Here is a 12,306-nt window from a genome sequence, read left to right on the forward strand (position 1 = left end):
CACGCACTCGCCCACAGCCTTGCGATCGAAGACGCGCTCGGCGTGGAAGTTCCCGACGGGGCGCACCGGCTGCGGGCTCTGCTCGTCGAGCTGGAACGTCTCTACAACCACGTCACCGACCTGGGCGCACTCGCCAACGACGTCGGATTCGGGTTGGGCAACGTGCATGCTCAACGCATTCGCGAACAACTGCTGCGGCTCAACGCATCGGTTACCGGACATCGGCTGCTGCGCGGCGCTGTCCGCCCTGGCGCGGTCGCGGTGAAAGCGCTGCCCGATGCCGGCCTGTTGCGGGCTATTGCCGCCGACGTCGCCGAGCTGGCCGAACTGACCCTGCGTAACTCCGTGGTCTACGACAGGTTCGCCGGCACCGCCGTGCTGTCCCGCGAGGACGCTGAGGCGCTCGGCTGTCTCGGCTACGTCGCGCGGGCGAGCGGAGTGCAAACCGACGCCCGGCTCGAGCACCCCACCGCGGCGCTACCCGTCGTTGCGGCTGGATCCGACGCGGGTGACGTGCTGGCGCGCTACACGGTGCGGCAGCAGGAATTCGCCGCGTCCACCGATATTGCGTGTCACTTGATCGAATCGCACTCCGGCCCAGACGAATACGAGGTGACCATGCCAACGCCGCGCCAGAGCCGCAGCGGGGTCGGCATCGTCGAGGGCTGGCGCGGCACCATCGTTCACCGGGTGGAAACCGATGCCGCCAACCGCATCACGCGGGCGAAAATCGTCGACCCGTCGTGGTTCAATTGGCCCGCGTTGCCAGTCGCGATGGCCGACACCATCGTCCCCGACTTCCCGTTGGCCAACAAAAGTTTCAACCAGTCCTACGCCGGCAATGACCTTTGACGGCCGCCGCTACTCCTCGCCGGCCAACGCGAACCGGCCGTCGCGCGTCTGCGTCACCAGGCCGTCGGCGAGCAGCGAATACAGCGCCCGGTCCCGCTGCGCGGTGTCTGTCAGCCACGCCACATCCAGTTCAGCCCTCGTGACCGGAGAGTTCTTGGCGCGCAACACATCTAGTAAGCGACCACGAACCTGCCGGTCGGTGCCGGCATAGGTCTGGACGCGCCGCGGCGGCCCCTGCGGGGCGGGAAAGCCGGCGTGCCGCCAGGCGCACCGGCCGAGCGGACACAGTCCACATCGCGGTGCGCGCGCGGTGCACACCGTCGCTCCCAACTCCATCAGCGCGACGGAGAATTTCGGTGCTGTTCCGTCATCCGGCAGCAGCGCGGACACGTCGGCGTGGTCGCGGGTCGGGGACGGCGCGCCGGCGTCGGGCAGCCCGTGCACCACGCGCGCGACCACCCGGCGCACGTTGGTGTCCACCACCGGGACCGGCCGGCGGTAGGCGAAGCAGGCGATGGCGCGCGCGGTGTAGCTGCCGACGCCGGGCAGCGTGAGCAGGGTGTCGACGTCGTCGGGAACGACGTCGTCGTGATCGCGCGCAATGACGGTGGCGCACTCATGCAGGCGCTTGGCCCGGCGCGGATAGCCCAGCTTGCCCCAGGCGCGCAACACATCCGCGGCACTGGCCGCCGCCGTCGCCGACGGGGTCGGCCAGCGTCGCACCCAATCCGGCCAGATCGGCAGCACCCGGGCCACCGGCGTCTGCTGCAGCATGAACTCGCTGACCAGAATCTGCCAGGCGCTGACCCCGGGCTCACGCCAGGGCAGATCGCGGCGCGATCGGTCGTACCAGTCGAGAAGATTGGTGACCGATATGAATTCCGGGCCTGTCACAGCGGGGTACGGCACAATCTCTGGCATGCCTAACACCAGTCCGGTAACCGCGTGGAAGTCACTCAAAGAGGGTAACGAGAGATTCGTCGCCGGTAAGCCGCAACATCCCAGCCAGAGCGTCGAGCACCGGGCCAGCCTGGCGACCGGGCAGAAGCCCACCGCGGTCGTGTTCGGCTGCGCCGACAGCCGGGTGGCCGCCGAGCTCATCTTCGACCAGGGCCTGGGAGACATGTTCGTGGTGCGCACTGCCGGGCAGGCCATCGATTCGGCGGTCCTGGGCTCGATCGAGTTCGCCGTGGCGGTGCTCGACGTGCCGCTCATCGTCGTGCTGGGTCACGACAGCTGCGGTGCGGTCAAGGCGGCCCTGGCCGCGATCGACGAGGGCACGATACCCGGCGGATTCCTGCGTGATGTGGTGGAGCGTGTGGCGCCGTCGATCCTGATGGGCCGCCGTGAGGGTCTGAGCCGCGTGGACGAGTTCGAGGCGCGCCACGTGCGCGAAACCGTGGCGCAGCTCGTGTCGCGATCGAGCACGATCGCCGAGCGGGTGGCCGCGGGCACGGTGGCGGTAGCCGGGGCCACCTACCACCTTGCCGACGGGCGGGCGGCGTTATGCCACCACGTCGGCGACATCGGTGAATAGTGGTGAATAGTGCTGAATAGCCCGGTGCCTGGCGGCGAATAGGGAACGAGCGCGACCGCGCTTTGGCCGCCACTAACACGCCGATTGGCCGGCAAACCTAGCGACACGCCGAGGCGGGTCAGCCAAATCGGTGTGACCTGGGCCTACGCTGCGAACGTGCTCGATCTGGAACCGCGGGGCCCGCTCCCTACCGAGATCTATTGGCGGCGCAGAGGCTTGGCCGTGGGCATCGCGGTCGTCGTGATCGGGATCGTGGCCGCCGTCGTGATCGCGTTCATGGGGCACAACACGGGAGCCAAGCCCGCCAGCGTCGACAAGCCGAACTCCGCTCAAAACAAGCCGGGGACGCCCGCACCCCAGGCGCCGCCATCGGTGGGACCCGAGGGTCCCGCCCCGGGGGTGCCGCCGGCGCAGGGCCAGAACCCCGAGACGCCCACCCCCACCGCCGCCGTGCAGCCGCCGCCGGTGCTGAAGGAGGGCGACGACTGCCCCGATTCGACGCTGGCGGTCAAGGGCTTGACCAACGCGCCCCAGTACTTCATCGGTGACCAGCCGAAGTTCACCATGGTCGTCACCAACATCGGGCTGGTCGCGTGCAAGCGCGACGTCGGGGCCGCGGTGCTGGCGGCCTACGTCTACTCGCTGGACAACAAGCGGTTGTGGTCGAACCTGGACTGCGCGCCGTCCAACGAGACGCTGATCAAGACCTTCACGCCGGGCGAGCAGGTGACCACCGCGGTGACGTGGACGGGCATGGGCTCGGCGCCGCACTGCCCGCTGCCGCGACCGGCGATCGGGCCGGGCACCTACAACCTGGTCGTACAGCTGGGCAATCTGCGCTCGATGCCGGTTCCGTTCATCATGAACCAGCCCCCACCACCGCCGGGCCCGGTGCCCGGACCGGGTCAGCCCGGGGCAGTACCGCAGCCGGAGGCGCCGCCGATGCCCGCGCCGGCCGGCTGAGCTTTCCCGGTTCCGCTCAACTCAGGGAGTCGGTGATCGTCGACTCCGCCAGCTGCGACAACCCTTCGCGCACATGGCGGGCCCACATCGCGCCGATGCCGTCGACCGATTGCAGGTCGCTGGCGCTGGCAGCCAGCACGTTCTGCAGCGTCCCGAAGGAACGGACCAGTAGATCGGCGTGGGCGAACTGCAGTCGGGGAATGCCGGCCAGCGCCCGGTAGCCGCGCGGACTGACCGCCGAATCCTGCGCCTCCGTCGTCATCGGATATCCGAAAACCTTTGCCAGAGCCGTGAAATCGAGCAGCTCGGTATCCGACAGCGCATCCAGCTCGTCGAACGTCGCGGTCATCTGCGCTTCGGACAGCGGCTCCGGGCTCGCGTGGTAATCCCGCACCATCAACTCGCGGGCGTTGTCGTTGCCGCCCAGCAGTTCGTCGAGCTGCAGCCGCAGCTGGCGCCCGTCGGTGCCGAGTTCGACCACGTCGTTGTCGATCACCTGGCCGATCCGCCGGGCCAACTCGAGCCGCTGCACCACCGTCAGGACATCGCGCAGCGTGACGAAGTCCTCGATCTCGGCCCGCGATAGTTGCCTGCTGACCTCGTCGAGCCTGATCTTGTACCGCTCCAGGGTGGCGATCGCCTGATTGGCCCGCGACAGAATGGTCGCCGAATCGGCCACCACGTGGCGCTCCCCGCCCACGTAGACGGTCACGATGTTCATCGAGTGGCTCACCGAGATCACCGGATATCCGGTTTGGATCGCCGCCCGCTCCGCGGAGCGGTGCCTGGTTCCCGATTCGTCGGTGGCGATCGACGGGTCCGGAACCAACTGCACGTTGGCCCGCACGATGCGGCTGCCGTCGGTGGACAGCACGACGGCGCCGTCCATCTTTGCCAGCTCGCGCAGCCGGGTCGGTGCGTAGCGCACGTCGAGCGCGAAGCCACCGTCGCAGATGGCCTCGACGTTTTCGTCGTTGCCGAGCACGATCAGCGCGCCGGTGCGGCCGCGCAGGATGCGTTCCAGGCCGTCACGCAGCCCGGTGCCCGGTGCCAGGCGGGCGACGGTCTCACGCAGGGTCGGACGGGTCACAGCGTGCATTCTGCGGCCCATCGCGTCACGCGTCCAGCCGTTGCGGCGTCGCGAGCTTGCCGCCGCGGTGGTCGGCGATGTCGATCATGTGTTCCAGCGCAGCGACGATGGTGGGCGCGGTGAGTGTGCGCATGCCGCGCGGCACCGCCCGGCAGCCGGGTGGGACGAGGGCGATGGCGAACCCCTGGCGCGCGGCCTCGCTCAGCCGCCGCTCCATGCCGCTGACCCGGCGTAGGTCCCCGGCGAGTCCCACCTCACCGATCATCACCGCCGTGGTGGGCAGCGGCAGGTCGGCCAGCGCGGAAGCCAGCGCGACCGCGACGGCCAGATCCGACGACGGGTCGGTCAGCCGCATGCCGCCGACGGTGGACAGGTAGATGTCGTTGGCCGCGATGGGCAGCCGCGCGTGTTTTTCCAGAACGGCGGTGATCATCGCGGCCCGGGAATGGTCGATGCCGCTGACGGCGCGGCGCGGCGAGCCGCCCGACGGCGTGGCCAGCAGCGCCTGCACTTCGCCGATGAGCGGACGCTTCCCGTCGAGCGTCACCGTGATCGCGGTGCCGGGGACAGGCGCCGGGCGCTGATCCAGGAACAGGTTCGACGGATCGGTGACCCCTTCGATCCCGTTGTCGTGCAACAGGAAACACCCGACCTCGTCGGCGGCGCCGAACCGGTTCTTGATCCCGCGGACCATCCGCAGCGAGCCGTTTCGGTCGCCCTCGAAGTGCAGGACTACATCGACGAGGTGCTCGAGGGAACGCGGCCCGGCGATGGCCCCGTCCTTGGTGACGTGCCCGACGAGGATCAGCGCAACCCCATTGGCCTTGGCCGCGGCGGTCAGCGCCGATGTCACCGCGCGTACCTGCGTGACGCCGCCGGCGACGCCGTCGGCCTCGGTGGTGGACATGGTTTGCACCGAGTCCACGATCACCAGCGCGGGGTTGACCGTGGCGATGTGCTCGAGCACCGTGTGCAGGTCGGATTCGGCGGCCAGGTACACCTCGTCACCGCCGCAGCCGATGCGGTCGGCGCGCAGCCGGATCTGGCCGGCGGACTCCTCGCCGGAGATGTACAGGGCGCGGCGGCCGGATTCCGCCCACCGGTGCGCGACCTCGAGTAACAGCGTCGACTTGCCCACGCCCGGATCGCCCGCCAGCAGCGTGACCGAACCGGGCACCACACCCCCGCCGAGCACCCGGTCGAGTTCGCCTACGCCCGTCGAGCGGTGCTGGCTGGCATTGGGCTCGATGGACGTGATCGGCACGGCCTGCGACGCCGCCCGGCCGGCGCGGCGCCCGGCGACGGCGCTGAGCACCGGGACCTCGTCAACGGTGCCCCAGGTGCCGCACTCGAGGCAGCGGCCAACCCACTTCGCGGTGACGTGCCGGCATTCCGAGCAGCGGTATTGCGAGCGCGCGGTTGCCACGTGATGACGGTATCGAGCCGCTACGACAAGCCCCCGTCACGACAGGCGGTTACCCCGCGTGATTTTGCTCCGGCGCGATCAGACCGGCCGAAATCGGCACCAGCACGGTGGCCTGCCCGGCCTTTTCGAAATTGAAGGTGAAGTTGTAGGTCAGGCCGTTCGAGATGGGCTTGGCCAAGGTCACGGTCGCCTTCGCCGCCGAGCTGGAATCGATCGGGCCCGGCGCCACCTTCTGGCCCTCGGGCGTGCCGATGAACAGCATCCCGCCGGCGGGTAACCGGGTGTCGCCGCTGACCGCCACCGTGCCGATGTCAGTGGTGATGCCGATCAGTCGATCGGAGGCACTCGGCGACTGGTTGACGGCCACCAGCACCAGGTCCACCGTTCGGCCCGGCTGAAGAAAGTCACCCGTCTGCGTGGCCTGGATGCGGATGTCGCGCAACGCCACGTGGTTGAACGTGACCTTGTTGCCGTTGATCGCGGGTTCCTGCATCGCCATCTGCGAGACCTGACCGGCCCCGCAACCGCTGAGTAGGGCGGCCGCGACGGCCACCACGCCGGCGACGGCGACCCGGGTCGCGAACGCGGGAAGGCCGAGGCGGATCTTGAAGCGGTTCACTCTCTCAAGCCTCCTGCTGGACCGGTTCCACCAATGCAACTATGCACAGTAGTAGGAACGCCGCGGGCGCGGTAGCGCGGGGCGCGGGACCAGCGCGGGAGCGCGGTTGCGAGGGGTTTCTGGGTAGCTCTCGACGCCGCTTCCGAAGCCGAACGAGCGCGTTGGTAATGTGCTGCACTGCACGACTTGCTCCCCATGTCAACCCCTAATCCGCGCGTGTTGTGCCCCTGACCTGCATCGTTGCTTCGCGCGTGGTTAGGCGGCCGTGCTAGGATGAAGTAACGAAAGGGGCTCGAATCAGATGATCTTCAAGGTCGGCGACACCGTTGTTTACCCACATCACGGTGCTGCGTTAGTCGAGGCGATCGAAACCCGGACGATCAAAGGGGAACAAAAAGAGTATCTCGTCCTGAAGGTGGCGCAGGGCGACCTGACAGTTCGAGTTCCCGCCGATAACGCTGAGTACGTCGGTGTCCGCGACGTCGTCGGACAAGAAGGTCTCGACAAGGTTTTCCAGGTGTTGCGCGCTCCGCACACCGAAGAGCCGACGAACTGGTCGCGCCGCTACAAGGCCAATCTCGAAAAGCTTGCCTCCGGCGACGTCAACAAGGTCGCCGAGGTGGTGCGCGACCTGTGGCGTCGCGACCAGGAGCGTGGCCTGTCCGCCGGCGAGAAGCGCATGCTGGCCAAGGCCCGCCAGATTCTGGTCGGTGAATTGGCGTTGGCGGAGAGCACCGACGACGCCAAGGCGGAGACCATCCTCGACGAGGTTCTGGCCGCCGCTTCCTGAAGGTCCTGACGCTTCGGTGGCCCCGGGGACGGGCAGCTCAGGCAACGTCATCGCCGTCGTCCCGGCCGCAGGGTCGGGGGAGCGGCTCGCCGCCGGAATTCCCAAGGCATTCTGCGAGGTTGCCGGCCGCACCCTGCTGGAGCGCGCCGTCGGCGGTTTGCTGGCATCCGGCGTGGTCGATCACGTCGTGGTGGCCGTTCCCGTCGACCGGATCGACGAGGCCAACCGAGTCCTCGCCGATCGGGCTACCGTCGTGGCCGGCGGGCCCGACCGCACCCAATCCGTCAACCTGGCCCTGGCGGCACTGCCCGCGACCGCCGTGCCCGCCTTCGTGCTGGTGCACGACGCAGCGCGGGCGCTCACCCCGCCCGCGCTGATCGCCCGCGTGGTGGAGGCCCTGCGGGCCGGCCACGATGCCGTCGTACCCGCCCTGCCGCTGCATGACACCATCAAGGCCGTGGACGCCAACGGGGTGGTCCTGGGGACACCGGAGCGGGCCGGACTGCGAGCGGTGCAGACGCCGCAGGGGTTCGCCACCGAACTGCTGCTGCGCGCCTATCGGGCCGGCGCCGGTGCGGCCGGCTTCACCGACGACGCCTCGCTGGTCGAGCGTGTCGGCGGACAGGTTCAGGTGGTCGACGGCGACCCGCTGGCGTTCAAAATCACCACCCAGCTCGATTTGTTGCTGGCCGACGCGATCGTGCGCCGGTGAACGGGATGCTTCCCCTGCCAAGGGTCGGCCTGGGCGTCGACGTGCACCCGATCGAACCTGGACGGCCGTGCCGGCTGCTGGGCCTGCTGTTCGCCGACGCCGACGGCTGCGCCGGCCATTCCGACGGCGACGTGGCGGCGCACGCCCTCTGCGACGCGGTGTTGTCGGCGGCCGGGCTCGGCGATGTGGGCGCGGTGTTCGGGGTCGACGACCCGCGCTTCAAGGGTGTCAGCGGCGCGGACATGCTGCGCCACGTCGCCGGCCTCACGACGGCCGAAGGCTTCCGGGTTTCCAACGCCGCCGTGCAGGTCATCGGGAACCGGCCGAAAATCGCTTCACGCCGCGCCGAGGCGCAGCGAGTGTTGTCGGAATTGCTGGGGGCGCCGGTATCGGTGTCGGCGACGACGACCGACGGGTTGGGGCTGACCGGACGCGGTGAGGGCCTGGCCGCCATCGCCACGGCCCTGGTGGTCCCCGCGGGCTAAGCCCGCGCAGCGCCGGGCGCCGGGGAACTACCCGGTAAGCTGGCACGTCGTGACCGATCGCGCCCGCTTGCGGCTACACGACACGGCAGCCGGTGCTGTGCGTGATTTCGTTCCGCTGCGCGAGGGCCACGTCTCCATCTACCTGTGTGGCGCCACCGTCCAGGGCCTTCCGCATATCGGCCACGTCCGCAGCGGAGTGGCCTTCGACATCCTGCGCCGCTGGCTGATCGCGCGCGGCTGCGACGTCGCCTTCATCCGCAACGTCACCGATATCGACGACAAGATCCTCACCAAGGCCGCCGCGGCGGGCCGGCCATGGTGGGAATGGGCGGCCACCTACGAACGCGCCTTTTCCGCCGCCTACGACGCCCTGGACGTCCTGCCGCCGTCGGCCGAGCCGCGGGCCACCGGCCACATCACCCAGATGGTCGAGTTGATGGAACGCCTGATCGAAACCGATCACGCGTATGCCGCCGGCGGTGATGTCTACTTCGACGTGCTCAGCTACCCGGAGTACGGGCAACTGTCCGGCCACAAGATCGACGACGTCCATCAGGGCGAAGGCGCGGCCACCTGCAAACGCGATCAGCGCGACTTCACCCTGTGGAAGGCGGCCAAGCCCGGCGAACCCTCCTGGCCCACACCGTGGGGTCGCGGACGTCCCGGCTGGCATCTGGAATGCTCGGCGATGGCCCGCACCTATCTGGGTACGGAATTCGACATCCATTGCGGCGGAATGGATTTAGTCTTCCCTCACCACGAGAACGAGATCGCCCAGAGCCGTGCCGCCGGCGATGGCTTCGCCCGCTACTGGCTGCACAACGGCTGGGTGACCATGGGCGGCGAGAAGATGAGCAAATCGCTGGGCAACGTGCTGGCCATCCCGGCGATGCTGCAGCGCGTGCGACCCGCCGAGCTGCGCTACTACCTGGGCAGCGCCCACTACCGGTCGATGCTGGAATTCTCCGACACCGCCCTGCAGGACGCGGTGAAAGCCTATGCCGGGGTTGAGGAATTCCTGCACCGGGTGCGGGTGCGGGTCGGCGCCGTCGAGCCCGGCGAATGGACGCCGCGGTTCGCCGAGGCCCTCAACGACGACCTGGCCGTGCCGGCCGCGCTCGCCGAGGTGCACCAGGCCCGCGCCGAAGGCAACCGCGCCCTGGACACCGGCGATCACGAAGGCGCGCTGCGGCAAGCCCGGGCGATCCGCGCGATGATGGGCATCCTGGGCTGCGACCCCCTCGACGAACGCTGGGAATCCCGCGACGAAACGTCGGCCGCGCTGGCCGCCGTCGACGTGCTGGTGCATGCGGAGCTGGAGAACCGGCAGAAGGCGCGCGAGCAGCGCAACTGGGCGCTCGCCGACGAGATCCGGGATCGGCTCAAGTACGCCGGCATCGAGGTCACCGATACCGCCGACGGGCCGCAGTGGTCGCTGCAGGCCGGTCCAGAACAGTAGGGGCCAACTAGATGGCCGGCAACTCGCGACGCCGTGGGGCAATCCGCAAGGCGGGCAGCAAGAAGGGCCCAACCGTGGGCTCGGGCGGCCAGCGTCGTCGCGGACTGGAGGGCCGTGGCCCCACGCCACCCGCACGCCTGCGCCCCAACCACCCGGCCGCCAAGCGCGCCCAGTCGCCGTCGCGCCGCCCCACCAAGCGCACCGACGACACCGAGACGGTGCTGGGCCGCAACCCGGTGCTGGAGTGCCTGCGCGCCGGCGTGCCGGCGACCGCGCTCTACGTGGCGCTGGGTAGCGAGGCCGACGAGCGGCTCACCGAATCCGTCTCCCGCGCAGCGGATTTGGGCATATCGATCCTCGAGGTACCGCGTACCGACCTGGATCGGATGACCAGCAACCACCTGCACCAGGGCATCGCGTTGCAAGTGCCGCCGTACAACTACGCCCACCCCGACGATCTGCTCGGCGCGGCAACCGGTTCGCCGCCCGCGCTGCTGGTCGCGCTGGACAACATCTCCGACCCCCGCAACCTGGGCGCCATCGTCCGATCGGTCGCGGCATTCGGCGGCCACGGCGTGCTGATCCCCCAGCGTCGGTCGGCCTCGGTGACGGCGGTGGCCTGGCGCACCAGCGCCGGGGCCGCGGCCCGCGTGCCCGTGGCGCGGGCCACCAATCTCACCAGGACGCTGACGGATTGGGCGAATCGCGGCCTGCGGGTGATCGGACTGGACGCCGGCGGCGGCACCACGCTGGACGACATGGACGGCAGGGACCCGGTGGTGGTCGTCGTGGGGTCGGAAGGCAAAGGGCTGTCGCGGTTGGTGCGGCAGAACTGCGACGAGGTGGTGTCCATTCCGATGGCCGGACATGCCGAATCGCTGAACGCCTCGGTGGCCGCCGGGGTGGTGCTCGCCGAAATCTCCCGTCAGCGCAGGGGTTAGTTGATCGCCCGCCTCGCTGCTTCGCTGCTGGCGTTGGCGGTGCTTCTCGCATCGCCGGCCTCTGCCCAGTCATCAGCTTTCGATTTGCAGGCCCACCGCGGTGGGCGCGGCGAGACGACCGAGCAGTCGCTGCGCGGCTTCGCCAAAGCGCTTGAAATCGGCGTCAGCACACTCGAACTCGATGTCGTCATCACCAAGGACGACCAGCCCCTCGTATGGCACGACCCGACGATCGAAGCAGCCAAGTGCGCCGACACTTCGCCGGCCGTCGCCGGCGACCCGGCCTACCCCTACGTCGGCACGCCAGTGCACGAGCTCACTTTGGCGCAGATCGAGACGCTGGATTGCGGCAAGCAGCTCGCCGAGTTTCCCGAGGCCGAAGTGGTGCGGGGCAACAAGATAGCCACCCTGCCGCAGGTTTTCGCGCTCGTCGACTCGTACCACGCCGATGGGGTGCGCTATAACATCGAAACCAAGCTGGAGGCCGATGAGCCCGGTGCTTCGGCCGGGCCGCAAGAGTTCGTCGACGTGATACTGGCCGCGGTCAGGTCCGCGGGCAATGTCGAGCGCGTGGAAATACAGAGTTTCGACTGGCGCACCCTGCCGCTGGTGCGCCAGGCCGAGCCGTCAATTCCGCTGGTGGCCTTGTACGACGAGCACGCTCTCGGCGATCCACTGATTGGCGCGCTGGCGATGGGCGCCGACACCGTCTCACCGGAGCACCGGCTGGTCACCGGCAAGCCCTACGTCGACCGCGCGCATGCGTTGGGGCTCAAGGTGATTCCGTGGACGGTCAACGAGCCCGACGCCATGCGCGAACAGATCGGTTACGGGGTCGACGGCATCATCACCGACTATCCCGGGCGGCTGCGCGGTGTGCTGGCCGAGCGTGGTATGCCGCTGCCACCGGCATACCACCGGGTTTAGTCACGGCATCGCCTCTGCCCACTTCGTATGTCCTTGGAAGCCGAGCGTTTTCGCCATGTCACAGTAGCGGTCCCTGAGGTCGGCGTAAGCCACGGCATCGCCATGGGCCCGGGCCAGCAGCGCGCGCAGCCGCAGCAGCCAGATGTCGCGTATTACCAGACCCTCGTCGGCCGGCGCGGTCGCCAATCGCTCGATCGCGGCCTCGGCTTCGGCTAAGTCACCCTGAGCCGGGCGATCGAGCAGTGTCTCCACGAGCACGCCCGTTGCTGGAGTGCCCCACGCCAGCAGTTGCCCCTCACGGACCAAGTGGTCTACGGCGGCGCGCATCAGCGCCATCGCCTCATCGGGATCTCCGCACCGGGTTCGTTCCCGTGCCACGTACACGTCGATGAGTGGTCGATCCCCCAGGTTATGTGCATGGCGGGCGAACACGTCGCTGACCTCGGCCAGAAGCGTCCGTCCGCGCCCGCGCTCCGCAGCCGTTTGGCGGTGCACCAACGCGACG

12 protein-coding genes and 2 pseudogenes are annotated in these 12,306 nt (G+C 69.0%); 9 read left to right on the forward strand and 5 right to left on the reverse strand.

Features of this window, described 5'->3' with window-relative positions:
• Positions 1 to 852: pseudogene (locus tag Q0W90_RS19040) on the forward strand (formate hydrogenase); the annotation flags it as partial.
• A 9-nt stretch (positions 853 to 861) separates the two neighbouring features.
• Here Q0W90_RS19040 and Q0W90_RS19045 read toward each other — a convergent pair.
• Positions 862 to 1,773, reverse strand: coding sequence for an A/G-specific adenine glycosylase (locus tag Q0W90_RS19045; RefSeq protein ID WP_297598742.1), 912 nt, complete (start codon positions 1,771 to 1,773; stop codon positions 862 to 864).
• Between Q0W90_RS19045 and Q0W90_RS19050 the strand changes: the two genes are divergently transcribed.
• Both Q0W90_RS19050 and Q0W90_RS19055 read left to right on the forward strand, forming a co-directional pair.
• Complete coding sequence (locus tag Q0W90_RS19050) at positions 1,772 to 2,389, forward strand: carbonic anhydrase (protein WP_297598744.1); 618 nt, start codon at positions 1,772 to 1,774, stop codon at positions 2,387 to 2,389. The genes Q0W90_RS19045 and Q0W90_RS19050 overlap by 2 nt on opposite strands.
• Positions 2,390 to 2,545: 156 nt before the next feature.
• Positions 2,546 to 3,352: a hypothetical protein gene (locus tag Q0W90_RS19055; RefSeq protein WP_297700429.1), complete on the forward strand. Its 807-nt coding sequence runs from the start codon at positions 2,546 to 2,548 to the stop codon at positions 3,350 to 3,352.
• A gap of 16 nt (positions 3,353 to 3,368) precedes the next feature.
• Here the strand turns inward: Q0W90_RS19055 and disA are convergent, their stop codons facing one another.
• From disA to Q0W90_RS19070, 3 genes are read right to left on the reverse strand one after another with little or no spacing between them, the layout of a single operon-like run.
• A complete protein-coding gene (gene disA, locus Q0W90_RS19060; RefSeq protein ID WP_297598747.1) occupies positions 3,369 to 4,451 on the reverse strand; it encodes a DNA integrity scanning diadenylate cyclase DisA in 1,083 nt (360 codons plus the stop codon).
• A 16-nt stretch (positions 4,452 to 4,467) separates the two neighbouring features.
• Positions 4,468 to 5,868, reverse strand: coding sequence for a DNA repair protein RadA (gene radA / locus Q0W90_RS19065; RefSeq protein ID WP_297598749.1), 1,401 nt, complete (start codon positions 5,866 to 5,868; stop codon positions 4,468 to 4,470).
• Positions 5,869 to 5,917: 49 nt separating this feature from the next.
• Positions 5,918 to 6,487: a hypothetical protein gene (locus tag Q0W90_RS19070; RefSeq protein ID WP_297598751.1), complete on the reverse strand. Its 570-nt coding sequence runs from the start codon at positions 6,485 to 6,487 to the stop codon at positions 5,918 to 5,920.
• 301 nt (positions 6,488 to 6,788) lie between these two features.
• On the opposite strand from Q0W90_RS19070, the gene carD reads away from it, so the two are divergent.
• Genes carD through Q0W90_RS19100 form a run of 6 tightly spaced genes read left to right on the forward strand, consistent with a single transcriptional unit; the run spans position 6,789 to position 11,801 of the window.
• Positions 6,789 to 7,277, forward strand: a complete 489-nt coding sequence (gene carD / locus Q0W90_RS19075; RefSeq protein ID WP_007166539.1) for an RNA polymerase-binding transcription factor CarD — start codon at positions 6,789 to 6,791, stop codon at positions 7,275 to 7,277.
• Between the two features lie 16 nt (positions 7,278 to 7,293).
• A complete protein-coding gene (ispD, locus tag Q0W90_RS19080; RefSeq protein ID WP_297598774.1) occupies positions 7,294 to 7,989 on the forward strand; it encodes a 2-C-methyl-D-erythritol 4-phosphate cytidylyltransferase in 696 nt (231 codons plus the stop codon).
• Between the two features lie 5 nt (positions 7,990 to 7,994).
• Positions 7,995 to 8,474 carry a 2-C-methyl-D-erythritol 2,4-cyclodiphosphate synthase gene (gene ispF, locus Q0W90_RS19085; protein WP_297598788.1) on the forward strand — a complete coding sequence of 160 codons (480 nt, stop codon included), beginning with the start codon at positions 7,995 to 7,997 and terminating at the stop codon, positions 8,472 to 8,474.
• A gap of 49 nt (positions 8,475 to 8,523) precedes the next feature.
• Positions 8,524 to 9,933 (forward strand): cysteine--tRNA ligase, encoded by a 1,410-nt coding sequence (gene cysS, locus Q0W90_RS19090; protein ID WP_297598776.1) that lies wholly within the window; start codon positions 8,524 to 8,526, stop codon positions 9,931 to 9,933.
• Positions 9,934 to 9,944: 11 nt separating this feature from the next.
• The gene (gene rlmB / locus Q0W90_RS19095; RefSeq protein ID WP_297598778.1) at positions 9,945 to 10,874 is read left to right on the forward strand and encodes a 23S rRNA (guanosine(2251)-2'-O)-methyltransferase RlmB; all 930 of its coding nucleotides are present in this window, start codon (positions 9,945 to 9,947) and stop codon (positions 10,872 to 10,874) included.
• On the forward strand, positions 10,875 to 11,801 hold the full coding sequence (locus Q0W90_RS19100) for a glycerophosphodiester phosphodiesterase (RefSeq protein ID WP_297775847.1): 927 nt from the start codon (positions 10,875 to 10,877) through the stop codon (positions 11,799 to 11,801).
• Here Q0W90_RS19100 and Q0W90_RS19105 read toward each other — a convergent pair.
• Positions 11,802 to 12,306: pseudogene (locus Q0W90_RS19105) on the reverse strand (cyclase); the annotation flags it as partial.

This window comes from Mycobacterium sp. (assembly GCF_025933915.1).
Taxonomy (GTDB): Bacteria; Actinomycetota; Actinomycetes; order Mycobacteriales; family Mycobacteriaceae; genus Mycobacterium.

Coding starts and splice junctions, on each gene's coding strand:
- Q0W90_RS19050 (WP_297598744.1), top strand. CDS start 1,772: ATGCCTAACACCAGTCCGGTAACCGCGTGGAAGTCACTCAAAGAGGGT.
- Q0W90_RS19045 (WP_297598742.1), bottom strand. CDS start 1,773: ATGCCAGAGATTGTGCCGTACCCCGCTGTGACAGGCCCGGAATTCATA.
- disA (WP_297598747.1), bottom strand. CDS start 4,451: ATGCACGCTGTGACCCGTCCGACCCTGCGTGAGACCGTCGCCCGCCTG.
- carD (WP_007166539.1), top strand. CDS start 6,789: ATGATCTTCAAGGTCGGCGACACCGTTGTTTACCCACATCACGGTGCT.
- ispF (WP_297598788.1), top strand. CDS start 7,995: ATGCTTCCCCTGCCAAGGGTCGGCCTGGGCGTCGACGTGCACCCGATC.
- rlmB (WP_297598778.1), top strand. CDS start 9,945: ATGGCCGGCAACTCGCGACGCCGTGGGGCAATCCGCAAGGCGGGCAGC.